The sequence below is a fragment of the Enterobacter sp. BNK-8 genome (assembly GCF_048685095.1).
GTDB lineage: Bacteria > Pseudomonadota > Gammaproteobacteria > Enterobacterales > Enterobacteriaceae > Enterobacter > Enterobacter quasiroggenkampii.
The window spans coordinates 2,407,569-2,432,871 of record NZ_JBLQTN010000001.1 but is presented as its reverse complement, the minus strand read 5'-3'; the positions used below and the strand labels follow the sequence as shown (position 1 = coordinate 2,432,871).

The 25,303-nt window shown below is 58.1% G+C and carries 19 protein-coding genes; 13 read left to right on the top strand and 6 right to left on the bottom strand.

Features of this window, described 5'->3' with window-relative positions:
- Positions 1-41: 41 nt before the first annotated feature.
- Positions 42-1,727: an alpha,alpha-trehalase gene (locus tag ACMGGU_RS11730; protein ID WP_420300576.1), complete on the bottom strand. Its 1,686-nt coding sequence runs from the start codon at positions 1,725-1,727 to the stop codon at positions 42-44.
- A 425-nt stretch (positions 1,728-2,152) separates the two neighbouring features.
- Here ACMGGU_RS11730 and ACMGGU_RS11725 point away from each other — a divergent pair, with 425 nt between their 5' ends.
- Positions 2,153-3,490: a carbohydrate porin gene (locus ACMGGU_RS11725; protein ID WP_048029459.1), complete on the top strand. Its 1,338-nt coding sequence runs from the start codon at positions 2,153-2,155 to the stop codon at positions 3,488-3,490.
- 13 nt (positions 3,491-3,503) lie between these two features.
- On the opposite strand, the gene ACMGGU_RS11720 is transcribed toward ACMGGU_RS11725, so the two are convergent.
- Positions 3,504-4,460 (bottom strand): AraC family transcriptional regulator, encoded by a 957-nt coding sequence (locus ACMGGU_RS11720; RefSeq protein WP_048029460.1) that lies wholly within the window; start codon positions 4,458-4,460, stop codon positions 3,504-3,506.
- A gap of 115 nt (positions 4,461-4,575) precedes the next feature.
- Here ACMGGU_RS11720 and ACMGGU_RS11715 point away from each other — a divergent pair, with 115 nt between their 5' ends.
- Positions 4,576-5,763, top strand: a complete 1,188-nt coding sequence (locus ACMGGU_RS11715) for an MFS transporter (RefSeq protein WP_420300575.1) — start codon at positions 4,576-4,578, stop codon at positions 5,761-5,763.
- 40 nt (positions 5,764-5,803) lie between these two features.
- On the opposite strand, the gene gap is transcribed toward ACMGGU_RS11715, so the two are convergent.
- The gene (gap, locus tag ACMGGU_RS11710; RefSeq protein WP_045908256.1) at positions 5,804-6,814 is read right to left on the bottom strand and encodes a type I glyceraldehyde-3-phosphate dehydrogenase; all 1,011 of its coding nucleotides are present in this window, start codon (positions 6,812-6,814) and stop codon (positions 5,804-5,806) included.
- Between the two features lie 79 nt (positions 6,815-6,893).
- Entirely contained in the window at positions 6,894-7,874 is a 981-nt protein-coding gene (locus ACMGGU_RS11705; RefSeq protein ID WP_420300574.1) for a GlxA family transcriptional regulator, read from the bottom strand.
- Positions 7,875-8,023: 149 nt separating this feature from the next.
- Between ACMGGU_RS11705 and ACMGGU_RS11700 the strand changes: the two genes are divergently transcribed.
- Positions 8,024-8,995: a fatty acid desaturase gene (locus ACMGGU_RS11700; protein ID WP_420300573.1), complete on the top strand. Its 972-nt coding sequence runs from the start codon at positions 8,024-8,026 to the stop codon at positions 8,993-8,995.
- Positions 8,988-9,746 (top strand): phosphate/phosphite/phosphonate ABC transporter substrate-binding protein, encoded by a 759-nt coding sequence (locus ACMGGU_RS11695; RefSeq protein WP_262811280.1) that lies wholly within the window; start codon positions 8,988-8,990, stop codon positions 9,744-9,746. The genes ACMGGU_RS11700 and ACMGGU_RS11695 overlap by 8 nt, the downstream gene beginning before the upstream one ends.
- On the opposite strand, the gene ACMGGU_RS11690 is transcribed toward ACMGGU_RS11695, so the two are convergent.
- Together ACMGGU_RS11690 and ACMGGU_RS11685 are read right to left on the bottom strand one after the other, a co-directional pair.
- Complete coding sequence (locus ACMGGU_RS11690; protein WP_420300572.1) at positions 9,725-10,621, bottom strand: LysR family transcriptional regulator; 897 nt, start codon at positions 10,619-10,621, stop codon at positions 9,725-9,727. The genes ACMGGU_RS11695 and ACMGGU_RS11690 overlap by 22 nt on opposite strands.
- A gap of 22 nt (positions 10,622-10,643) precedes the next feature.
- The gene (locus tag ACMGGU_RS11685; protein ID WP_045908261.1) at positions 10,644-12,932 is read right to left on the bottom strand and encodes an FdhF/YdeP family oxidoreductase; all 2,289 of its coding nucleotides are present in this window, start codon (positions 12,930-12,932) and stop codon (positions 10,644-10,646) included.
- Between the two features lie 1,004 nt (positions 12,933-13,936).
- On the opposite strand from ACMGGU_RS11685, the gene ACMGGU_RS11680 reads away from it, so the two are divergent.
- The 9 genes from ACMGGU_RS11680 (at position 13,937) to tssC (ending at position 25,074) form a co-directional block, all read left to right on the top strand.
- A complete protein-coding gene (locus ACMGGU_RS11680) occupies positions 13,937-14,431 on the top strand; it encodes a hypothetical protein (protein ID WP_045908262.1) in 495 nt (164 codons plus the stop codon).
- A 23-nt stretch (positions 14,432-14,454) separates the two neighbouring features.
- On the top strand, positions 14,455-14,958 hold the full coding sequence (tssJ, locus tag ACMGGU_RS11675; RefSeq protein WP_023618341.1) for a type VI secretion system lipoprotein TssJ: 504 nt from the start codon (positions 14,455-14,457) through the stop codon (positions 14,956-14,958).
- 28 nt (positions 14,959-14,986) lie between these two features.
- A complete protein-coding gene (tssK, locus tag ACMGGU_RS11670; protein ID WP_029740099.1) occupies positions 14,987-16,330 on the top strand; it encodes a type VI secretion system baseplate subunit TssK in 1,344 nt (447 codons plus the stop codon).
- Positions 16,331-16,347: 17 nt separating this feature from the next.
- Positions 16,348-17,586: a DotU family type VI secretion system protein gene (locus ACMGGU_RS11665; RefSeq protein WP_045908263.1), complete on the top strand. Its 1,239-nt coding sequence runs from the start codon at positions 16,348-16,350 to the stop codon at positions 17,584-17,586.
- Positions 17,587-17,589: 3 nt separating this feature from the next.
- Positions 17,590-21,210, top strand: a complete 3,621-nt coding sequence (gene tssM, locus ACMGGU_RS11660) for a type VI secretion system membrane subunit TssM (protein ID WP_063621960.1) — start codon at positions 17,590-17,592, stop codon at positions 21,208-21,210.
- Positions 21,211-21,226: 16 nt separating this feature from the next.
- Entirely contained in the window at positions 21,227-21,943 is a 717-nt protein-coding gene (tagF, locus tag ACMGGU_RS11655; RefSeq protein ID WP_045908265.1) for a type VI secretion system-associated protein TagF, read from the top strand.
- Between the two features lie 11 nt (positions 21,944-21,954).
- Positions 21,955-22,971: a type VI secretion system protein TssA gene (tssA, locus tag ACMGGU_RS11650; protein ID WP_229226049.1), complete on the top strand. Its 1,017-nt coding sequence runs from the start codon at positions 21,955-21,957 to the stop codon at positions 22,969-22,971.
- Between the two features lie 75 nt (positions 22,972-23,046).
- Positions 23,047-23,571, top strand: a complete 525-nt coding sequence (gene tssB / locus ACMGGU_RS11645; protein ID WP_008502644.1) for a type VI secretion system contractile sheath small subunit — start codon at positions 23,047-23,049, stop codon at positions 23,569-23,571.
- 3 nt (positions 23,572-23,574) lie between these two features.
- Positions 23,575-25,074, top strand: a complete 1,500-nt coding sequence (gene tssC, locus ACMGGU_RS11640) for a type VI secretion system contractile sheath large subunit (protein ID WP_021240385.1) — start codon at positions 23,575-23,577, stop codon at positions 25,072-25,074.
- Positions 25,075-25,303: the final 229 nt, after the last annotated feature.

The following is a 25,303-nucleotide window of genomic DNA, read 5'->3' as shown; positions in this document are numbered from 1 at the left end:
GTAGGCCGGGTAAGGCGTAGCCGCCACCCGGCAATACTCACTTACTGCGCCGTCGCCTTCACCGGCGCCACCTCATCATTCGCGGCAGGCCGATTCTCCGGCACGCTGTCGCACGGTTTCTCTTTCGGGCAGACCCGATCCAGCATCTTCAGCGTCACCCCGTTGCTCCAGCCGAAGCCGTCCTGCAGCGGATACTCGCCGCCACCGCCGCCCGTACCGGTCGTCGACACGTCGTATTTCTCGACCAGTTTCTTTTCCCGGTCATAAGTATGCTGAACGTTTTTCAGGAAGCGCCAGGTCACATCCATCGAGACCTTCTCTTGCCCGTAATTCTGCAACCCTTCCGCCGCCACCCATTGCAGCGGGGCCCAGCCATTTGGCGCATCCCACTGCTGACCGCTGTTGACGGTGGTGGTCGCTATTCCGCCCGGCTGCAGCAGACGTGAAGAGGTTGCCGCAGCGACTTTATCGGCACGATCCTGCGCCGCCGCCTTCACGTAAAGCGGGAACAGGGCCGCAGCCGTGAGCTGATTGCGTACCTTCTTACTCTTCAGATCGTAATCGGCGTACCAGCCCTCTTTATCATTCCACAGGTGGCTCTCGATGGCTTTCTGGCGCGCGGTGGCCAGCGCCTCATACTTGTTTGCGCTGGCGGCATCGCCGCTTTCCTGGCTTGCCCGGGCCAGCAGTTTTTCCATCTTGAACATCAGGGCATTCAGGTCCACGGGCACAATGCTGGTGGTCCGGATGGTGCCGAGTTTTTGCGGATCGTCCATCCAGCGGGAACTAAAGTCCCATCCCGAGGCCGCGGCGGAACGCAAATCACGGTAGATCTCGGTTGCCGGTCGGTTAGGGTTACTTTTCGCGGTATTCACATCGTCAAGCCAGGACTCCGGGCGCGGGGTGTCGCGATCGTCCCAGTAGCGGTTGAGGATCGCGCCGTCATCCAGTTTCACCACGCGTTTGCTGGCCTGGCCCGGCTGCAGGGCATCGACGCCGTCCATCCAGTAGGCATACTCTTTCTCCATCTGCGGACGATATTTTTTCAGCGCATCGCTGTCATGGGTCGCCAGCAGTTCAACCATCAGTGAGAAAAACGGCGGCTGGGAGCGGCTCAGGTAATAGCTGCGGTTGCCGTTGGGAATGTGGCCGAAGGTGTCGATCTCATACGCAAAGTTATCCACCATGTCGCTGATTTTGTCCCAATGATCGCTCTCAGCCAGGCCCAGCATGGTGAAGTAGCTGTCCCAGTAGTAGACCTCGCGGAAACGACCGCCGGGCACAACGTAAGGCTTCGGTAACGGCAGAAGGGAATCCCATTTGTTGCTGGCTTTATCGGTGGTGCGCGTCAGTACGGGCCAGAGATCGTCAATGTGCTCACGTAACGATTGCCCCGCTGGTGGAACATACTTTTCTCCCTCTTCTGGGAGGGTGAAATTCATCTCGACAAAATGGCGCAGGTCAAAGCTGGACTGCGCGTGCTGCATCCTGTAATCCGCCAGAATCATCAGCGGGTCACTTTTGGGGACTGCATCCGCAAAGGTTTTTTGATCGGGAAACAGTTTAGCGCTTTGCACATCATTGAAGAGGGGCCCCAGTAAAATATCGGGCGGGGTTGTCCGAGTCGCAGGCTGTTCGTTGGCATAGCCAAACGTTGCGACACCGAGCAGCGCGCCTCCCAGCGCAAGATGTAAACAAGCGGGGCGCAATGTACGAGGTTTTATCATCTTTTCGTCTCCTGTCTTTACCGGGCAGCGTGACCGCTGTTGTCAATCACCTGAAAACCTTAGACGAATATTGCCCGCTTCGCGTGTTGAATATCCCATTTTGCGCAGAACCAGACAAATTACCGCGTTCTCAGGCAGGCTGCAGGACGTTTGATAATTTGTTGTGGGAATGAAATCGGTCTAATTATTATCTTAAATAATTATATTTGTATTTTATATAATTAACGTCGGGCAAGTCGATGAAATAATAATGTGAAGCGGGTTGTGTTTCTCTCGTTAATAATAAAGAAATTATTCTGCCCGGTTCACACAAGTTAAAATTCGTAATTCAGTTATCAAAAAACATAATAGCGTTCCTGACTGTATTTGTACGAAATGGCGAAACTCAATTATTGGGTATTTCCTTTTTAATCAGGACGGAATCTATGAAATTAAAGAAAATGGTCATATTGACAGGTGCACTCTATTCCGGGGCGCTTTTAGCCGCCCAGTCCTCAGCAAGCGTGGAGGAAAAGCTGGCGCAGCTGGAAGCGCAAATCGAAGTGCTTAAGCAGCAACAGGCGACGGTACAGCAGGCAGCGACGGTCACCGTGCAGTCAGAGGAGCCGGTCAACAACGAGGCGCCGCCGAAACTGACGCTGTCAGGTTTTGGCGATATTAAATTTTATGGTGACGTTGAGCTTAATATGGATGCTGCCAGTAAAACGGGTAGCCTGACGTCTGTTAAGCAAAGCGCTAATAACGACTGGGCACCCGGGGATAAAGAACGCTGGGATATTAATGGCCGTATTCTGCTGGGTTTTGATGGTTATCGTAAAATGAATAACGGAAATTATGCCGGATTCTCCGTTCAGCCGCTCGGCGATCTTGCTGGGCAAATGTATCTGGATGACGCCGTATTTTTCTTCGGTTCTGAAAAAGATTGGGAAATTAAGGTTGGTCGCTTCGAAGCGTATGATATGTTTCCGCTCAATCAGGATACCTTTGTGGAATACTCGGGCAATACGGCAGATGACCTTTACAGCGACGGCTACGGCTATATCTATATGCTGAAAGAGGGGCGTGGCCGAACCGACAGCGGCGGTAACTTCCTGGTGAGCAAAACGCTGGACAACTGGTATTTCGAACTGAATACCCTGTTTAAGGACGGCAGCGATCTGTACGTCGATCAGCGTTATCACGGCGCGGAGCTTGAGAACGATAAAAACGTCGCCTACGTGCGCCCGGTTGTCTCATGGCAGAGCGGACCGTTTTCAACCGCGTTCGCTATGGAGACCAACCTGGTAAACAACGCTTACGGCTATCGTGACGATGCCGGGCGCTGGGTCGATCAGTCAGACCGGACCGGCTACGGGTTTACTATGACCTGGGACGGACTTAAAACCGATCCGGAAAACGGGGTGGTCATGAACTTCAACACGGCTTACCTGGACGCGACGGGCGAAACCGACTTTACCTCAGGCATCAATGCCCTTTGGCGTAATTTTGAGCTGGGCTATATCTATGCTCATAACGAAATCGACGAGTTTAATACCTCAACCTTTGACGCCGAGTGTGAAAACGACTGCTGGATAAGCGACCCGGGCGAGTACGACATTCATACCATCCATACGTCGTACCTCATTCCGAACGTCATGAAGATGAAAAACTTCAACATCTATCTGGGCGCGTATGCGTCCTGGGTCAACGCCTCTCCAAAAGAGGGTGACAATAAAAACGACGATCGCTACGGCGGACGCGTACGCTTTAAATACTATTTCTGATGCCGTACGCCAGTCAGGCTTCTTCCGGAGTCTGGCTGGCTTCCCGCAGCGTCCCCGGCGCATGGCCAATGATGCGCTTAAATGCCCGGCTAAAAGCCGCCAGCGATCCGTAACCCAGCCGCAACGCGACGGTTTCGATCGGCTGGTTTTCATGACGAATATACTGAATGGCCAGCCGCATTCTCAGCTCGCTGAGATATTTTGCCGGTGTCGTTCCCGTCGCCGCGAGAAACCGTTCCGCGAAAACGGATCGGGAAGTCCCGGCTTCTTTTGCCAGATCGGCGACGCTCCAGTTCAGGCCTGGCTGCTGGTGCATAGCGTAAATGGCCCGGCTCAGGCGCGGGTCGCGCAACACCTGCACCCAGCCGGTGGCTTTGCCGCAGCCGCCTTCAACCCAGCCCCGCACAATTAACGCCGCCACCACATCGGCCAGCCGCGCAAGGATCCCGGCATACCCGGCCTGACGCGCCGCGGATTCCCGCTCCATCGCCGCCAGCAGCGGATGAATTTCCGGCCAGGTGGACATCAGCCGGCTGACCATCATCACTTCCGGCATCGCCTTGATCAGCGGCTGCATGCCGCCCAGCTCAAAATCCATGCATCCGCTAAAGATAAGGGTGTTCTCGCTCTCCGGGCAGGGCTCGCAGGTGATAGCACAGACCGAGCTGCAGATAGGCTCGCTCGGAAAGGCGTTGACAGGGGTAAGGGTGGCCTGTTCGTCAGAGAGCAGGGCATGAGAATTTCCGCCGGGAATAAAGAGGGCGTCGCCACCGCTCAGTTCGAACGTTGCACCGCTCTCCATGCGCAACAGGGCGCTACCGTGGCTCACAAAATGAAACTGCGCCCTGCCGGGAGCCTGATGAAACGCGACGCCAAATGGCGCACTGGCTTCAATCCGCCGGTATTTCACGCCTGACAGGCGCATGCCGCGTAAAAGTTCGCTGATCAAATCGGGTGACTGTACGGTCATGGCGCAACTCCGGACGAATAATCAATAAGTGGAGATTATATGTCATAGATCGTCCAGAGTGAACCTTCTATGCTTTTGCGACACTAGTCACATTTTTATAACGGGAGATCAACAGATGAGTTCATGTGTCGCGGCGAGCGAGGCGGTAGCGCCTGCAAAACCCGCCTGGCGGGCCGTCTATTCACTGGGGCTGGGGGTATTTGGTTTGATTACGGCCGAATTTCTGCCCGCCAGCTTGTTAACCCCCATGGCCGCGAGCCTGGGCGTTACCGAGGGGATGGCTGGACAAGCTGTCACCGCCACCGCGCTGGTGGCGCTGGTCACCGGATTGCTGATCACCCCGGCAACCAAGAGTATCGACCGCCGCTGGGTTCTGATGTTTTTCTCGGTGCTGCAAATTATCTCCAGCCTGCTGGTGGCCTTTGCGCCCAATTTGCACGTCCTGCTAATGGGGCGCCTGCTTCTGGGGATAGCGATCGGGGGATTCTGGGCGATGTCGACGGCCACGACGATGCGTCTGGTTCCGGCAGATAAAGTGCCGAAAGCGCTGGCGGTGATCTTCTCCAGCGTATCGATTGCCACGGTAGTCGCCGCGCCGCTGGGCAGCTATCTGGGCAGCCTGATCGGCTGGCGCAACGTCTTTGTGCTCTGCATTCTGCCGAGCGTGCTGGCGCTGCTGTGGCAGCTCTGGGTGCTGCCGTCCATGAAGCCGGAGAGCAGCGGTAGCCTGAGTACGCTGTTCCGCGTGCTGCGCCGTCCGGGGATGATCGGCGGCATGCTGGCGACCATCCTGATCTTCAGCGGCCATTTCGCTTTCTTTACCTATCTGCGTCCGTTCCTGGAGACGGTAGGCCAGGCGAGCGTGGAGACCATTTCACTGATCCTGCTGGGCTTTGGTATCGCCAACTTTGTGGGCACCTCCGTGGCCGGGCATCTGCTGGCACGTAATCTGCGCCTGACGCTGGCGCTGGTGCCGTTTGCGATGGGCGTTCTCGCACTCATGATGGTCGCCTTTGGTCATCTGGCCATGCTGGACGGGCTGCTGGTTGCGCTGTGGGGCTTTGCATTTGGCCTGGTTCCGGTGGGCTGGTCCACCTGGCTTGCGACCACTGTTCCAGATGAAGCCGAAAGTGCAGGGGGGCTGCTGGTGGCCTCAATCCAGCTGGCGATAAGCGCCGGTGCGGCCGGAGGTGGGGCAGTGTTTGATCTTAATGGCGCCAGCGGCGTGTTCGCGGGCAGCGGTTTCCTGCTGGTGACGGCGATGGTGATTGTGTTTATGGGTGTGAAAGTGAAAGCGGAGTGATTTTTTGCCGGGTGAGCGTTCGCGCCACCCGGCCTCAGGCTTACAGCCCTTTCTTATCCATCAGCACCGCCAGATCCACCAGGCGGTTAGAGAAGCCCCACTCATTGTCATACCACGCCAGGATCTTCACCATGTTTCCGCCAATGACCAGCGTGGAAAGCCCGTCGATAATTGACGATCGCGGGTCTCCCTGGTAATCGCTGGACACCAGCGGTTCATCGCTATAACCCAGGATATCTTTCAGGGGGCCGCTGGCGGCCGCGTTGCGGAACGCGTCATTCACCTCTTCGGCGGTCACGTTGCGGCTCAGCGTCACGGTTAAATCGACAATCGATACCACCGGCACCGGCACGCGCAGGGAGTACCCGGTCAGCTTGCCGTCCAGGGAGGGAATCACTTTCCCCAGCGCTTTCGCCGCGCCGCTGGAGTAGGGCACAATCGACAGCGCCGCCGCGCGTGCACCGCGCAGATCTTTTTCCGGCTGATCGTGCAGCGCCTGGCTATTGGTGTAGGCGTGCGTCGTGTTCATCAGGCCATGCTCAATCCCGAACTGCTGGTGCAGCACCTGAGCGGCTGGTGCCAGACCGTTCGTGGTGCAACTCCCGTTGCTTACCACCGTGTGCCGGTCGGGATCGTACTGATCATGGTTGACGCCCATCACAATCGTCAGGTCGTCGTTTTTCGCGGGAGCGGAAATGATGACGCGCTTAGCGCCGCCGTGGGTGATATGCACCGCCGCTTTCTCCCGTTCAGTGAAGAAGCCGGTGGCTTCAATCACCACGTCTACCCCGGCATCACGCCACGGGATATTCGCCGGATCGCGTTCGCTAAATACGGCGATCCGCTGGCCGTCTACCTGCAGCGCGCCGTCAGCCGCTTCAACGGGCGCGGGCAGCTTGCCCAGAAGGGAATCATGTTTCAGCAGATGGGCGAGGGTTTTACTGTCTGTCAGATCGTTGATGGCCACAATCTGAAGCGCCGGGTTGCCCAGCGCCGCGCGCAGGACATTACGTCCGATACGGCCGAAACCGTTAATACCGACCTTAACCATGGTGCACTCCTTATCTTCTGTTGTCTGGAGTCACTGTAGGCGTCGGGCCGGTTGGCGTAAACGACAAAAAAGGATCAGATTACGCCATCTTGCGGCAGTGAAAGCGCTGGCGGTATTCGCCGGGCGTGAGGTGAAGCTGTTTCTCAAAGATGCGGCGCAAGTTAATGCTGGTACCAAAGCCGCTTTGCTCAGCAATGCGTTCAAGGGGATCGCGGGTCTGTTCAAGCAGCTGGCGGGCGGCGGCCAGACGCGCTTCGGTCACGTAGCGGGCAGGCGAGACCCCGGCCTCGCGGGTAAACACGCGGGTGAAGTTACGCGGGCTCATCGCCGCTTTCTCGGCCAGGTTCTCCACGCACAGATCGGCGGTGAGGTTCTGCAGGATCCAGCTTTGCACCTCGCCTATCGGGCCTGCTGTGCCGGGCTGCTGCAGGCTGTAGCGGCTGAACTGCAGCTGTCCGCCGGGACGTCGCAGATACATCACCATATCCTGCGCCACGTCGCGGGCGAGGGTAAATCCGTAGTCCTCCTCCACCAGCGCCAGGGTCAGGTCGAACCCGGAACTCACGCCGCCGGAGGTCCAGATGGGGCCGTCCTGAATGTAGAGTGGGCCGCCTTCAACCTGGATTGACGGGTACTGGGCTTGCATGGTCTCCAGCAGCCGCCAGTGGGTGGTGGCGCGACGACCGTCCAGCAAGCCGGTCTGGGCCAGCAGCATCGCGCCGCCGCAGATAGAGGCGATCCGTTGGGCGTGCGGCGCAGCGAGGTGCAGCCAGTCGACTACGGCGGTGCTCTCCTGCTCGTTCATACCGCGTCCGGTGATGATAATGGTGTCCAGTGGTTCGCGCGGATCCAGCTCCGGAAGCCGATAGTCCGCCAGCAGGTTCAGACCGGACTGGCCGTGGATCACCTGGTGAGGCTGCGTGGTGGCGATGATAATCCGGTAGCGGGGCTGCGCAAGCCCTTCCGGATGCAGCCGGTTGGCCTGCATCAGAATGTCGGCGATACCGGCGGCTTCAAACAGCATGCCGCCGTCGGGAACGATAATCAGGATCTTCTTCATGTCCTGAAAAGTACCTTTAATACAGAATAAGTCAAGCGACGCGTGCGCTCTGTGTTTCTGGCAAAGCAAAGCGATTTAAGTTCTTTGTTATTTCAGGCGTTATCCCCGATCTTCAGGGCTCTGTCTCTGGCGAAACGGCGTCTGAAGGAATGGGTAAACGAAGCTCCCTCTATTTACATCCACAACAACGCAATCAAATCCACCGCCTCGCGTCGGGTTTCTTGTGGCGAAGCGAACTGCCCACCTGGCTGTTAATGTTCACGATTTATGCGGGCTGGTTTGCCACGCTGGCGTTCTGGCAAACGCTCGGCCTGCTGCCCGCCACGCTGCTGCTCATCGGGTTTACCGCCTGGTATATGTCGTTGCAGCATGAGCTGATCCACGGGCATCCCACCCGTTTTGCCTGGCTTAACCAGCTGTTCGGCACGCTCCCGCTGGCGGTCTGGTACCCGTACGGCCTGTACCGGGATTCCCATCTGGCCCACCATCGGTACGATAGCCTGACCCATCCGGTGGATGACCCGGAGTCGTACTATTTTACCGAGGCAAGCTGGGCGCGCTTTCCCCCCTGGCAGAAGCGCCTGATTCGGGCCCGTAATACCTTTGCCGGGCGGCTTCTGCTGGCGCCGCTGCTGGATATCGTCCAGACGCTGGGCAGCGCCGTGGCGGCGTTTCGTCATCTTCACCTGCGGGCGATGACGATGTGGCTGGTTCACATCACGCTGCTGGCGGCACTCTTCGCCTGGATGACGCACGTCGGTTTTTCACCCGTCTGGTTTGTGCTGGCGGTCAGTTATCCGGCGCTGGCGCTGACCAAGGTACGATCGTTTTTCGAACATCGTGCGGCGGACGATCCGCTGGCGCGCTCCGTCATCAACGAGGCCGGGCTGTTCTGGCGGATACTGTTTTTAAATCTCAACTATCATTCAGTACATCATGATCTACCGGGCGTGCCGTGGTACGGACTGAAGGCGATCTACCAGCAAAACCGGGAGGCGTACCGGGAGCGAAACCGCGGTTTTCTGGTCAGGGGCTACGGTGAATGGCTACGCCGGTTCTGGCTCAGTCCCGTCGACGTCACCGTTCACCCCGGAAAGCAACAGGGAGAAGGGTATGAGTAACCTGCTGGCGTTTCCCATGTATGCTGTGGATCGCGCCGACACGCGCGCGCTCTGGCTGGCGGTAAAGGGGCTGCTGGTCGCACGCGGTGTGCCCGTCGATGATCTCCCCGACGGGCCGGAGTCCGATCTGCTCACGCACTGGCAACAGCCCAGGCTTATCCTCAGCCAGACCTGCGGTTACCCGCTGGTCACGCAGCTTCCGGACGTGCAGGTTGTCGGCTGTTTTCACTACGCGGCTCCGGGCTGCGAAGGGATCCAGTACCGCAGCTTTCTGGTGGTGCGCGAGGAGGATCGGCATCTCACGCTGGCGGATTTTCGCGGCCGACGGGCGGTCTGTAACTCTGCGGACTCGCAGTCCGGCTACAATGCGCTGCGAAAAAAAGTAGCGCCTCTGGCGGCTGACGGTCCGTTTTTCGCGCAAACGTCCTTCAGCGGCAGCCATCGCCAGTCGCTGAAGGATGTCAAACGCGGAGCAGGGGATATCGCGGCCATCGACTGTGTCACCTGGGCACTGCTGCAGCGTCACGAACCGGAAAGTCTGACGGGGCTGGCGGTCATTGACCGTACCCCGCTGACGCCAGGGCTGCCGCTCATTACCTCGCCCCACACTTCGCCTGACACCCTGAACGCCCTTCGCGATGCGCTCCACGCGCTGGTGAGTTTGCCGGAACACCGGACCGTTTGCGACGCGGTACTGATTGAGGGGTTTAGCGCCGTGACGCGTCAGGCCTACGCCTCATTGCTGGCGTAATAAATCTCCTGCGCGTCGGTAAAGCAGCGCAGCGCCAGCGAGGAGACCGGTTTTTGCCTGCGCATAATCAGGCCGACAGGGGCCTCAATGTTCGCATCGGCGATGGGGACAATCCTGAAATGGCTGTTCAGATCTTCCAGTCCGTTGTTCAGCGGCATCACGGCGCAGCATACGCCGCTTTGCACCGCCTGAATGATCTGGAACGTGGAGTCGCTCTCGAAAACGGACCTCGGTTCAATGCCAGCAGACTTAAAGCTGGCCTCCATATGCGCCCGGTAATGCATCCCTTTGGTCAGGAACCCCAGTGGAAAATCCGTCAGGTCGCGCCAGGTCAATTTCTCATGGCCGAGCTGGAAATGGCGGACGTCGTGCAGCAGGCCCATCTTCGTTTTGGGAAGCTGGATAATATCGAACTGGCTGGTGTCGATGCTGTTGAGATAGCAAATCCCCAGCTCAAGCTGATTGCGGCTGACGCCGTCGGCAATCTGCGCGGAGGACATGGAATAGAGGCTATAGGTCAGCTCCGGGTATTTTTGCGTCAGCAGGCGAATAAAGATCATCGGATCCACACTCGCCAGCGGCACCATCCCCAGACGGAGTTCCCCCACCACCTGGCCTTTGCACAGCGCGGCTTCCGCCTGTAGCCCGTCATGCGCGGCCAGCAGCGCGCGGGCCCATGCGAGGATGCGTTCACCCTCCGGCGTAAACCCCTCAAAGCGCTGCCCGCGCACAATCAGCACCAGCCCCAGCTCCTCCTCCAGGCTGCGGATGCGCATGGAGAGGGTCGGCTGGGTGATGTTGCACTGCGAGGCCGCCTTGCCAAAATGGCGGGTCTCGTCGAGCGCGATTAAATATTTTAACTGTTTAATATCCATCTTTTTCTCTGCGCGAACAGCCTTACAGCATGCGGATCTCTTTTGAGCGCAGGGTGATGCGAACCGGAACGGATTTATACGACGGCGTACCGCTGTCCTTATCCAGATAATCAAGCGGTACCAGCACGTTGGCCTCCGGATAATAGGCCCCGACGGTCCCCGGCGCGATGTTGTACGCCACCACGGTAATGTCTTCCAGACGCTGTCCGTTGCCGGGCAGGGCGGTTTCGATATCCACGCGGTCGCCGTGTTCCAGCCCTGACTGCGCCATATCGTCTTCGTTCATAAACAGCACGTCGCGACGGCCAAACACGCCACGGTAGCGGTCATCCAGCGCGTAAATGGTGGTGTTGTACTGGTCGTGGCTGCGCAGCGTGATCAGGCGCAGAACGTGCTCACCTTCACCGCTGGCGTTCTCATGTACGCCGTCGAAGACCGAGAACATCGCTTTTCCCGTCGCCGTTGGCCAGAGACGTTGCGTTGGCGGCAGCGGCATACGGAAGCCGCCGGGAACGCGGATCCGCGCGTTGTAGTTCTCAAAGCCCGGAATGGTCTGCTCGATCAGGTCGCGGATGCGGTCGTAATCCTCAACCAGCGTCAGCCAGTCTACGCGGGTATCCGGCAGGGTGGCTTTCGCCATGCCCGCGACGATAGCGGGTTCTGACCGAAGCAACGGCGAGGCGGGTTTTAACTTGCCGGATGAGGCATGGACCATCGACATCGAGTCTTCGACGGTAATGGACTGGCGGCCGGTGGCCTGAATATCCAGCTCGGTACGGCCAAGACACGGGAAAATAAAGGTCTCTTTGCCCACCAGCAGATGGGTACGGTTCAGCTTGGTCCCGACGTGAACGCTCAAATCGAGGGAGCCCATGGCCGGAAAGCCGCGTTCATGATCGGGCATCGCCACCGCAAAATTACCGCCGAGGCAAATGAGCGCTTTTGCGCGGCCGTCGATCATCGCCTGCGTGGCCTGCACCGCGTCATGGCCGTGGTGAGACGGTGGCTCAAAGCCGAATACATCCTTCAGACTGTTCAGGAAGGCCGGCGTGGGTTTCTCGCTAATCCCGACGGTACGGTTCCCCTGCACGTTTGAGTGACCGCGCAGCGGGCATATTCCCGCGCCGGGCTTACCGATATTCCCGCGCATCAGCAGCACGTCAGCGATCAGGCGGACGTTGGCCGTCCCTTTATTGTGCTGGGTAATGCCCATCCCGTAGGTAATAATGGTGGCATTCGATTTCGCATAGGCCTCAGCCACCTGTTTGAGTGCCCCCTGGCTCAGACCCGACTCGCGCTCAATGTCGTCCCAGCGGGTTTGTGCGATATCGTCGGCAAAGTCCTCAAAGCCCTGGGTGTGTTCGGCAATAAACGTGCGATCGAGCACGTCCCCGCGTTCGGCCTCCATTTCCAGCAGGTGTTTGGCAATCCCTTTCAGCGCGGCGGCATCGCCTCCGGCCTTCACCTGGAAATAGGTCGAGGCGATATCCGTGGAGCTGTAGGTCGCCATTTCAATCACGCTCTGCGGATCCGCAAAACGTTCCAGGGCGCGCTCGCGCAGCGGGTTAAAGACGATAATCGGCACGTTGCGGCGGGCCAGCTCGTGGAGGGTCCCCATCATGCGCGGATGGTTAGTGCCGGGGTTATGGCCGATGGAGATCACCAGTTCAGTCTTATCAAAGTCATCCAGCGAGACGGTCCCTTTCCCAATCCCGATCGAACGGGGCAAACCGACGCTGGTGGCCTCGTGACACATATTCGAGCAGTCGGGGAAGTTGTTGGTGCCGTATTCGCGAGCAAACAGCTGGAACAGATAAGCTGCTTCGTTAGAGGCGCGTCCGGAGGTATAGAACTCGACCTGGTCCGGCTCGAGCCCGCGCAATACTTCGCCGATGCGTTGAAACGCCGCGTCCCAGTCGACGGGGCGGAAGGTGTCACTCGCCCGATCATAGCGCAGGGGGTGCGTGAGTCGACCGTAGCCTTCCAGCTCAAAGTCCGATTTTGCCAGCAGCGAGGAGACGCTGTTTTCAGCCAGAAACGCGGGGGTGACGCGTTTGCTGGTCGCTTCCCAGGTCACCGCTTTGGCGCCGTTCTCGCAGAACTGGAACGTCGATTTGTGTTCTTTATCAGGCCACGCGCAGCCCGGGCAGTCGAAGCCGTCAGGTTGGTTGGTGCGCAGCAGCGTCGCGGGGGCGTCAAGGGTATCCATTTGGGTGCGTACCGCAATGGCCGTTGCTTTCAATGCGCCCCAGCCGCCAGCAGGGCCGTCATAGTGTCTGATGCCTGGCACCGAGCGTCTTTTCTTGTTCATACCCACTCCTGGTTTGTTCGATCACACAACGCCTGAGCTCAAAAAATCACTGACGAGAGCAATAGGTGAAAGCAATGACGACCGAATGGCAACGCACATACGGAACGGAAAAGTGCCTTAACGCAAACTCTTTTTATTACAGTAATTTATCTGGTCTGGTGTTTAAATATTTAAAGAAATTATAACGAATTTTTATCATTTTAATAATAAATCTTATCTATCGTCCGGTAGGCGAGATAGATGGCGGTGAGCAGGAAAGTATGTAGCGCCAGTAAAACTTCGAATGAAGCTGATGCGCTGAGGATATCGCCGCGATTCGCGGCTGGTGGGCTGCTCGAGGCATTTTTCAATTGAGAGAATGGCAGGAAGGTTTACTCACGCTTAATGAATAATAGATATAAGGTATACCTGACAGTGGAATTATTACGGCCGAAAATATACGCTTTTTTTGCGGCATGAAATTAACATCTTGCTGCATAAGTGAAATATTCTCACCCAGGCGATGAAGCGTCTTCAATATTAAAGATACCCTGTTAGTGCAACAAATAATTCATCAGAGATATATTCCTTTGACATCAAAAAAACGCGAATTCTACTAATTATGGTAGTGGCGATAATAGCGTGATTGCGTTAATGAAAGTGGTTCTCCTTTGTGTTTTTTAATATATAAAACATAAAGTTATGTCGTTTTGTGGTGAAGAAATAAGAAAGGGTGGGCCATATCGTTTTTTATCATAGGATTAATCCTATAATTTTCCGACTGCTTCATTTACCAACAGTTACGCGGCGGTAAATATTGAATTGATACGAAGCTCATGTAAACTTGTTTACCGTTTGTCAAAATATGTCAGGAAGACACTGAGCCTTATTCTGAAAGGCTCGTGCGGTAGCTATGCCCTTAAAGTAGTAACGCCCCGAAAATATCCTGGCTATTTTAACAATAGCACTTAAGTCAAACTTCATCCCCTTATCTCCATCATCGAAATATCGCTACGGAAAAGCATATGAAAATGCGCGTACTGTTTTCACTTCTGTTTGTAATGGCGGTGGCGGGCTGTAAAGCACCGCAGAAACCTGTGATCAACGACGATACGATCGAGACCAGCCAGGTCAACGGCGTCACCTTAACCCACCGTCACGCCGTGACGGCGCCGACGGAGTTCAACCCGGTTAACGAGCCGTATCGTGCCATGTATCCGGCCTCCCTGATGAGCCGTCCTGACTTTGGCGGTAAAGTTATCCGCACTCTCGAGACCGGAAAAACGTACGTGGTGCTGGGGCAGGTTGAACACTACTGGATGGCGCTTGCCGATGAAGGTAACGAACAGCTGATTGGTTACGTTCCGATGCGCGCTGTTATCAAGGCCGACCAGTACGAAGCCACCGTGCGTAAACAGGCTATTCGTCCAAAGGTGCGTAAAAAAGCGACCTGTGTTGATGTCGACGGTAACAGCAAAGCCTGCAAAGACAGCGCTAACGGTACCTGGATCCTGAACTAAACGGCTTTCATGAGCGCATTTTTATGAATAATAAAAATTTTCATAAGCTGTGGTTACCCTTTTACGCGATGATTTTCGCGCTGGTCAGTGGTTGTACGTCGTCTTCACACAGCGACCCCTCCCGCTACAATCTGCAGTTTCAGGCTCATCCACAAATCAATGAATCTGCGCCGCTTAAGGTCCGGGTACTGTTGCTGAAATCCGATGCGGATTTCATGTCCAGCGACTTCTACTCCCTGCAGAACAACGCGTCAGCTACGCTTGGCGCGAATCTGCTGAACAGCGATGTGTTCTTCCTGATGCCGGGACAGCTGTCAAAAACCCTCAGCGGGCAAAGCTCGCCGGAGGCTCGCTACATCGGCGTGATGGCGGAGTATCAGGTGCTGGATGGCAAAAAATGGCGCGTTTCACTCCCTCTGCCCGTGCCTGGCGAAAATCATATCTACCAGTTCTGGAAATGGTCCGCAGATGAACTTCAGGCCAACGTTTTTCTCGACGTGAACGGCATTCGGGTCATCAGCCAGTAACGCGCTTCAAAACAGGAAACACATCATCATGACGAAAGCAGAAAAGGTCGTCTGGACCGAAGGCATGTTCCTGCGTCCACACCATTTTCAGCGGACTGAAAGCTATCTGCTCAACCATGTTCGTGAATGGGGCGCGCTGCAGCGATCGTATCTCTGGGGCTTTCTCGACGTTGAACTGGATGAAGCGATGCTTCGTCAGGGATGCATAGCACTGAGCTACTGCAGTGGGCTGCTGCCGGACGGCACCTTTTTCCAGGTCCGTAACGGGCGCAACGGTCCTGTACCGTTGAAAATTCCTGACAATCTCACCAACGAAAAAGTGGTGCTCGCACTGCCGGTTCGTCGGGGTGAGAGAGAAGAGGTGATTTTCAGCGAAGAGCCAGCCTCGCTGGCGCGCTTTATCGCGTTTGAGCAAGAGGTTGAAGACGATAACGCCATGTCGGTGGGGGATGCCACCGTCCAGTTTGGCCGCCTGCGTCTGACCCTGATGCTCGAAAAAGACCTCACGGCAGAGTGGACCGCCATCGGCGTGGCGTTTGTGACCGAGAAGCGTAACGACAACCATGTGCGGCTCGACAACAGCTACATCCCGCCGATGCTGAATGCCAATAACAGCCCGCAGATCTACAGCATGATCAACGATCTGCACGGCTTGCTGGTGCAGCGCAGCCAGCAAATTGGCGGCCGTTTGCGCCAGCCCGGCCGCTTTAACACCTCCGAACTGATCGAGTTCACGCTGCTGTCGCTGGTTAACCGTCACCTTGGCGAGGTGTCTCATTTAAAAACCCTTCCGCTGCTGCACCCGGAAACGCTCTGGCGCAGCTGGTTGCCGTTCGCGACCGAACTTGCCACCTGGACATCGCAGCGAACCGCTGAAAGCGTGCTGCCGATTTACGATCATGACGATCTGGCAAACTGCTTCAGCAAGCTGATGCTGATGCTGCGTCAGGGGCTGTCGCTGGTGATGGAAGACCACGCGATCCAGCTGCCGCTTAACGAACGCTCTCACGGCCTCAACATCGCCACGGTGCCTGAAACCAGCATGGTGCGTGAGTTCGGCTTCGTGCTGGCGGTCAAAGCCAATGTGCCGGGCGAACACCTGCAAACCCATTTCCCGGCGCAGATGAAGGTCGCACCGGTGTCGAAAATCCGCGATCTGGTTCAGCTTCAGTTGCCGGGCATTATGCTGCGCGCCATGCCGGTCGCACCGCCGCAGATCCCGTGGCATGCCGGCTACAGCTACTTCGAGCTCGAGAAGGGCAGCGAGCTGTGGCACGAGATGGATAAGTCCGGCGCATTCGCCCTGCACCTTGCAGGGGAGTTCCCGGGGCTGGATATGGAGTTTTGGGCCATCCGTAGCCCGACAGAATAATAAAGCGAGCGCTTAATATGCAGGAACGACAGGATACCGGCAGCGATGCCGCGTTCACCGGGGCCAGTAGCAACAATCAGCTGGTGGCGGCCGCCAATCCGCTGCTCAATGCGATTCCGCAGATCCGTCATTCGGTATCGCATGACGATCAGGTGGCGCTACGCCAGCGCCTGATCGATGAAATTCGCCGTTTTGAAGTCCGTTGCCAGCAGGCGGGGCTGCCCTACGAAGTGATCGTCGGGGCACGCTACTGCCTGTGTACGGCGCTCGATGAGGCTGCCGCGCTCACCCCCTGGGGCAGCAGCGGGGTCTGGTCAAGCAATGGCCTGCTGGTGACGTTCCATAACGAAACCTGGGGCGGCGAGAAGTTCTTTCAGCTGCTGGCGCGCCTGTCGCAAAACCCGCGCGAGCACATTCTGCTGCTGGAGATGATCAACTACTGTCTGCTGCTCGGTTTCGAAGGGCGCTATCGGGTGCTGGACAATGGCCGCACCCAGCTTGAGACCATCAAGCAGCGGCTGTGGCAGATGATCCGCGGCGTGCGCGGCAGCTATCCGCCGCCGCTTTCTCCTCATCCGGAAGATCGTCCGGTGCTGCGCAAGCTCTGGCGGCCCATGGTCCCCCTGTGGGCCTGTGTGGCGCTGGCCGGGTTTATCGCCTGCCTGTTTTATATCGTGCTTAACTGGCGTCTTGGCGACAGCACCAACCCGGTGCTGGCGAAGATTTACCAGTCCCAGCTGCCGGAAACCACTATTCAGCAGCCGGCGCGTCAGCTTCCGGCGGTGCTGAACCTGCGCGGCTTCCTGAAACCGGAGATCGAGGCTGGCCTCGTCGCGGTGAAAGATGAAGCGGATCGCAGCGTGGTTATCCTGAAAGGCGACGGGCTGTTTGCCTCTGCCTCGACCGTCGTGCGTGACCGCTATGAACCGGTCATCCACCGCATCGCGCAGGCGATGAATAACGTGAGCGGCAAAATTCTGGTGGTGGGCTACAGCGACAACGTGCCGATCCGCAGCGCGCGCTTTGCCTCTAACTATGAACTCTCTCTGGAACGTGCTCGCTCGGTACAGAAAATGCTGCAGGGAAGCCTCTCTCAGCCTGGCCGCGTGAAAGCGGAAGGGCGGGGCGAGATTAACCCGGTGGCGCCGAACACGACGCCTGAAAACCGCGCCCGTAACCGCCGTGTGGAAATTACTCTGCTGGTGTCGCCTGAAAATACCCAGGCCGAGCTGAACGGATTGCCGCAAGGAAACTAAGGAATGCTGACGACTCTTCTTTCCATACTGACTAACCGCATTCTGTGGAGCTTCCTCGGCGTCACGGCGCTGGCGGCGGTGATCTGGATGATTGGACCGCTGCTGTCCATCGTGGACACCCGACCGCTTGAATCTGAACAGAACCGCATCATCAGCATCGCCGTGGTCTACCTGCTCTGGGCGCAGGGCCATATTCTGCCGCGCCTGTACAACGCCTGGCTGAACCGCAAGCTGATGGATAAGCTCAAAGAGAATACCGCCAGCCCGGAAGCGGCGGATCCGCAGAAGCGACTGAACAGTGAGGAGCAGATCCTCGCCAGCCGTTTTGATGAAGCCGCGCAGATGCTGAAAAAAGCGCACTTCAGCAAGGCGGGACAGGGCGCCCAGTGGACGCAGCGCTTCAGCACGCAGTACCTCTACCAGCTGCCGTGGTACGTCATTATCGGCGCGCCGGGATCCGGTAAAACCACTGCGCTGGTCAACTCCGGGCTGCAGTTCCCGCTGGCCGACCGTTTCGGTAAGACCGCCCTGCGGGGTATTGGCGGCACGCGTAACTGCGACTGGTGGTTCACCAACGAGGCCGTGCTGCTGGACACCGCGGGTCGCTATACCACCCAGGAGAGCGAGCAGGTGCAGGACGCCGGGGAATGGCTGCAGTTTATGGGGTTACTGCGTAAGTATCGCCGCCGCCAGCCGATCAACGGCGTGATCGTTACCATCAGCATTTCTGACCTGCTCACCCAGTCAGCCGAGGCGTCCCGCCAGCAGGCGGTAAACCTGCGTCAGCGTCTGTCCGAGCTGCATGAACAGCTGGGTATCCGCTTCCCGGTCTACGTGATGGTGACCAAGGCCGACCTGCTTAAAGGCTTCCGCGCCTGGTTTGCCGACTACGACAAAGCGCAGCGCGATCAGATCTGGGGCTTCACGCTGCCGTGGGAACAAACTAAACACGCCGATTACGACCTGATGGGCAACTTCCAGCAGGAGTTTTCGCTGCTGCAGCAGCGCCTCGACGCCGGGCTGCCGGAAACCATGCTCAAAGAGCATGACGCGAAAACCCGCGCAGAAGCGTATCTCTTCCCGCAGGAGTTCGCCGCGCTCCGTCCGCTGCTGGCGGATTACCTGAGCACCGTTTTCGCCCGCTCCAACTTCGAAACCGAATTCTCCCCGCGCGGGATCTACTTCGCCAGCGGGACGCAGGAAGGCATGCCGTTCGACCGCGTGATGGGCGAACTGAACCGCGCGCTGTCGCTGCCGGAAGGGGCAGAGAGCGATAACTGGGATTCGGTCAGCAAAGAAGCGCCAATCCCGGGTGCAAAAGGCCAGAGTTTCTTCATCAAGAACTTGCTGCAAAACGTCATCTTCCAGGAAGCCGGGATCGCCGGGGAAAACCGTTGGTGGGAGCTGCGCAACCGGGCGGTGATCTGGTCAGGCTATGCGGCGCTGCTGGCTCTGCTCGCGATCCTGGGCGGGCTGTGGCTCACCAGCTATGCCAAAAACAAGGCCTATCTGGAAGAGGTGGATGCAAAGGTTCCGCTGCTCGATCAGCAGAGCAAAGCCCTACAGAACCAGACTCAGCGTGACCTGTTCGAACTGCTGCCGCTGCTGAATAGCCTGGTGGATCTGCCGAAAAGCGATGCCTTTGATGTGAACGATCCGCCGATCTCCCGCCGCATGGGGCTTTATCGCGGGGATGACGTTAGCGACGCCTCCCAGTCCCTGTACCAGAAAGCGCTGGATCAGATGCTGCTCCCTGCCGTCGCCATGCACATCACCACCTGGCTGCGCAACGACAACGGCAGCGATGTGGAATACAGCTATGAAGCGCTGAAAGCCTATCAGATGCTGTATCAGCCGAAACACTATGACGGCAAATTCCTGCATTCATGGGTGATGCTCAACCTGCAGCGTAACCTGCCGCAGAACGTCACCAAGGCGCAGCTGCAGCAGCTTGAATGGCATCTGACGCAGCTGCTGGAGCCGAAGATTCAGGCCTCGCCGTACGCGCAGGACGAATCCCTGGTCGCACGCGAAAGAGCGATGATCAACCAGCAGCCGCTTTCCACGCGCGTCTATGGCCGCCTCAAGCGCCTGCTGGAACATGATGACAACCTGAAGCCGGTCTCCCTTTCCGACCTCGGCGGACCGCAGAGCGAGCTGGTGTTTTCGCGCAAAAGCGGCAAGCCGGTGAGCGAGGGCGTACCGGGTCTCTATACGCCGGACGGCTACTGGAAAAGCTTTAACGGCCAGATTGACAGCGTCACTACGGCGCTGCACGAGGACGACGCCTGGGTGCTGGGGGCCGCCACCGCGCAGGAAGATAAGCAGCAGATCGATAACGCCGTGCGCCAGCTCTATATGCGCGACTTTATCGCCAACTGGGATCGCTTCCTCGCCGACATCCAGCTCAATAACAGCGCCGACCTTTCCCAGCGCATCAACACCGCGCGCCTGCTCTCCGGCGCCAACTCGCCGCTGCGCCGTCTGGTTCAGAACCTGAGCCAGGTCCTGACGCTGTCACGCAATGCGCCAGCGCCGGAAGATGCGGGTAAAGCGCAGGATCAAAGCAACCGCGCCACCCGTACGCTGGAAGCCCTGTTCAGCAACAACGACGCTGCACCGACGCAGGCCGCGGTGGTTACGCAGGCACCGGAACAGCTGGTGACCGACCACTATGCGCCGATGATTGAGCTGGCGCAGCCGCTGGAGAAGGGCGGGAAGACCATCGTGTTTGATGATTTTCTCAAGCAGGTGGATGAACTCTATCGCTACCTGACCGCCGTTCAGGATGCGGCCAACAGCGGCATGCCTGCGCCGGGCGGGGAGGCGATCAGCCGTCTGCAGGCCAGCGCCGGTCGTCTGCCAGGCGGGCTGCAAACCATGTTCAGCAACATGGCGGTAGGCGCCAGCAGCGATACCCAGCGTCGTGACCTGGAAAACGTACGTAAGCGCATTAACGTTGAAGTGGGTGGTTTCTGCCGCCAGGCAATTGCCGGTCGCTACCCGCTGGTGCGCAGCGCCAGCACCGAGGTGACGCCGGACGATCTCGCGCGCATGTTTGCGCCGGGAACCGGGCTGATGGACGCCTTCTTCCGCGACAATCTGACCAACAAGGTGGATACCACGCAGGCCAACTGGCGCTTTATGCCGGGCATTGACGGGAAAACGCTGCCGGGAAGTGAAGGGCTGCTGAGGCCGTTCCAGCAGGCCCAGTCGATTCGCGACGCCTTCTTTGCTAACGGCGCAACCACGCCGTCTTTCAAGGTGACGGTTCGCACCGTGCGAATGGATAACACCATTCTGAACCTGACCCTGGACGTTGACGGTCAGCTGCTGCGCTACAGCCACGGCCCGCAGGCCGTACAGATCATGAACTGGCCGGGGCCGGGCGGCACCAACCAGGTCCGTATGCAACTGGGGCTGGCGAACGGCAGTACGGCGACGCTGGTCACCAACGGCGCCTGGGCGCTGAACCGCTTTTTCGATAAAGCGAGCACCAGCCCGGGCACGGGTAGCCTGAGCCGTCAGGCCACCTTCAACGTCGACGGACATCAGGTCACGCTGGAGTTTGCGCCGAACAGCATTCGTAACCCGTTCCAGCTTCCCCGTTTCTCATGCCCATAACCGCAAGGACAGCCGTATGACGAATACCCCTGCGATGAACCGCTACAGCTGGTATGGCAAGTTACCCAGCGCCGGAGATTTTTTGCAGCGTCGCTTTCCTGACACCTTACAGCGCCAGTGGTCGCACTGGTTCCAGGTCGGTCTGCTGGCCTGGCAGCAGGAAGAGCAGCGCAGCGGCGAGCGCCCGTTTCAGAAAGCGCCAGTCTGGAATTTTGTGGTACCGCCCATGCTGGGCAGCCAGATGATCCAGATGGGCTGTCTGCTGCCCGGCCGCGACAGCGTTGGCCGACAATACCCGGTTTGCCTTCAGCTGAGCTTCGCGCCGTCAGAGTGGTCGACTAGCCTGCTCAGCCAGGCCGAAAGCTGGTATCAGCAGATTGGGCGCCTGGGGCTGCACGCGGTGCGCAACAGTTTTTCCGCCTCGCAGCTGGATGAGATGCTGATGACCATTCCGGCGCCGCAGCCGGTCGAGCCGCAAAAGCGCTCCGACATCCTGGATGTGATTGGCTATGACGAGGACGGCCAGAGCACGCTGGGTTGGCCGCAGGCGGCAGAGTGTTTTGATCCGCTGCGTCAGACCAGCTACTGGTGGACCAACCGCTGCGATGGTTACCCGCTGTACACCCACGTGCACAGCGGTAACTTCACCGGGCAGCTTTTCACCCTGCTGTTCGATCCGGCAGGGGGGGCCCGTCCGGGCCGTCACGGTCTCTATCCGCCTATGTTTGAATAAGCAGGGATCACATGAATATCGAAGAATTTCTCGCGCCGATAAGCCCCGACAAGCCCTGCGGCGAAAACCTGGAATATGACGCCGACTTTCAGGCGATGAACCAGGCAAGCCTTGGGAAAGCGGAACAGCAGTTTGGCGACACCATTATCCCGGCGGAGCCTGCTGACTGGAACACGGTCGAAAAATACGCCACCAGCTTGCTGACCCGCACCAAAGATCTTCGCGTCCTGCTGGCGTTAACCCATGCCTGGACCCGCCGTCGCGGGCTGGCGGGCTACGCGGACGGATTACTGCTGGTGCAGGAGGCGATCGCCCGTTACTGGGAGCCGCTCTATCCGCTGCTGGAAGAGTATGGCGAAACCGATCCGTTCTACCGCATTAACGCCCTGGCAGGACTGAGCGATAAATCTGACCTCACCGTCGCCGTGCGTAACGCCTCGCTGCTGCGTTCAAACGGCGATGAAATTTCGCTCAGGGATGCCCAGGCCCTGCTGGACGGCAGTAAGACGGAGTGTCCCGACTATCCAGGCGGCCGTCCACGGCTGATTGACGAGCTTTCCCGCGGCGACCAGCCGGGAACCGCAGCGGTTATCGTCATCAACGAACGTCTGCTGGCGATTCGCGAGCTGCTCACCGGGCATCTCGGTGAAAGCGGCGTGCCTGAGATGGAACAGCTGCTGAAAACCGTGGGGCTGGTGGCCAGCGCCTGTCAGGTGACCGACATCAGCAAGCTGCTGCCGAACCGTGAGGCGCAGGCTGAACCCCAGACTGAGCAGCAGCCGACGGCAACGCAGCCCGTTCAGCCGGTCACCGACTGGCGCAGCGTGCAGGTCACCAGCCGCGCCGATGCCCAGCTGATGCTGGAAAAAGCGAAGCAGTATTTTGCACAGTACGAACCGAGCCACCCCGCGCCGCTGATGATTGAACGGGTGCAGCGGCTGTCAGAACTTAACTTTATGGACATTATTCGCGACCTGGCGCCAGACGGCGTTAACCAACTGGAAAACATCTTTGGGCGCCGCGAATAGCGCGTCCAGGCATTATGACGTCAGGCATGGAGCCTGGCGTTTCACCTTCACCGCGCATCTTTGATGGAGAACATCATGGCAATGAGTAACAGTGGGCAGAAATTCATCGCACGTAACCGTGCCCCCCGCGTGCAGATCGAGTATGACGTAGAGATCTACGGTGCAGAACGTAAAATTCAGCTGCCGTTTGTGATGGGCGTTATGGCCGATCTGGTCGGCAAACCGGTGGAAAACCTGCCGGCCGTCGACGAGCGTAAATTCCTCGAAATTGACATCGACAACTTTGACGAACGCATGAAGGCGCTGAAGCCGCGTGTGGCGTTCCAGGTGGATAACACCCTTACGGGCGAAGGTAAGCTCAACGTGGATCTGACCTTCGACAGCATGGACGACTTCCTGCCGGACGCGGTGGCCCGCAAGGTTGAGCCGCTGAACAAGCTGCTGGAAGCGCGTACCCAGCTCTCCAACCTGCTGACCTATATGGACGGTAAAAACGGTGCGGAAGAGCTGATCGCAAAAATTCTGCAGGATCCGACGCTGCTCAAATCCCTGAGCCAGTTGCCGAAAAATGACGAAAGTGCGAAAGGTAGCGAGGAATAATCGATGAGCAACCAGACTCAACAACACGAGCAGCAGGCGGGTCAGGCGTTCAGCCAGGATGAATTCAGCGCGCTGCTGAACAAAGAGTTCCGCCCGAAAACCGACCAGGCCCGCTCCGCGGTAGAAAGCGCGGTCAAAACCCTGGCGCAGCAGGCGCTGGAAAATACCGTCACCTTCTCGAACGATACCTACCGCACCATTCAGAACCTGATTGCCGGTATCGATGAGCAACTGTCGCAGCAGGTGAACCAGATCATTCACCACGAAGAGTTTCAGAAGCTGGAGAGCGCCTGGCGCGGTCTGAGCTACCTGGTGAACAACACTGAAACCGACGAGATGCTGAAGATCCGCTTTATGAGCATCTCCAAGCAGGAGCTGGGCCGCACCCTGAAACGCTACAAGGGCGTGGGCTGGGACCAGAGTCCGATCTTCAAAAAAATCTACGAGCAGGAGTACGGTCAGTTCGGCGGCGAGCCGTTTGGCTGCATCGTCGGCGACTACTACTTCGACCACAGCCCGCAGGATGTTGAGTTGCTGGGGGAAATGGCGCGCATCGGTTCTGCGGCGCACTGTCCGTTCATTACCGGTACCGCACCGGGCGTGATGCAGATGGAGTCCTGGCAGGAGCTGGCCAACCCGCGCGACCTGACCAAAATCTTCCAGAATACCGAATACGCCGCCTGGCGTTCGCTGCGTGAATCGGAAGATGCCCGCTATCTTGGCCTGGTGATGCCGCGCTTCCTGTCGCGCTTGCCGTACGGTATTCGCACCAACCCGGTCGACAGCTTTGACTTTGAAGAGCAGACCGACGGCGCGAACCACAACAGCTACTCGTGGGCGAACGCCGCGTACGCGATGGCCGCCAACATCAACCGCTCCTTCAAAGAGTACGGCTGGTGCACCTCGATTCGCGGCGTGGAGTCCGGCGGGGCGGTGGAAAACCTGCCGTGCCACACCTTCCCGAGCGATGACGGCGGTGTGGACATGAAGTGCCCGACCGAGATTGCCATCAGCGATCGTCGTGAAGCCGAGCTGGCGAAAAACGGCTTTATGCCGCTGGTTCACCGCAAAAACTCCGACTTTGCCGCCTTCATCGGCGCGCAGTCCCTGCAGAAACCGGCGGAGTACCACGACCCGGATGCGACCGCTAACGCGCGCCTGGCATCACGCCTGCCGTACCTGTTCGCCTGCTGCCGTTTTGCTCACTACCTGAAGTGCATCGTGCGCGACAAAATCGGCTCCTTCCGCGAACGCGAAGAGATGGAACGCTGGCTGAACGACTGGGTCATGAACTACGTCGACGGTGACCCGGCGAACTCCTCCCAGGAAACCAAGTCCCGTAAACCGCTGGCCGCTGCGGAAGTGCAGGTGCAGGAGATTGAGGACAACCCAGGCTACTACGCCGCGAAGTTCTTCCTGCGCCCGCACTACCAGCTGGAAGGTCTGACCGTTTCCCTGCGTCTGGTTTCTAAGCTGCCGTCGCTGAAGACGAAAGACGCGTAAGAGCAACGTGCGTTTTGTGAGTTTCGCCCGGCGGCGCCATGCTTGCACGGGCCTACGATGAAACGTGCAACTTATTGATACTGTTGCTCAATGTAGGCCGGGTAAGCACAGCGCCACCCGGCAAGAAAGACGGCTAAGTTGTTAATGCCGTCCTTAACAAGTTCCAGAATAACGCACGGTAATAATGACTTCACATTCATTCCGTTATTGCGGGGGAATGTAAGACTGT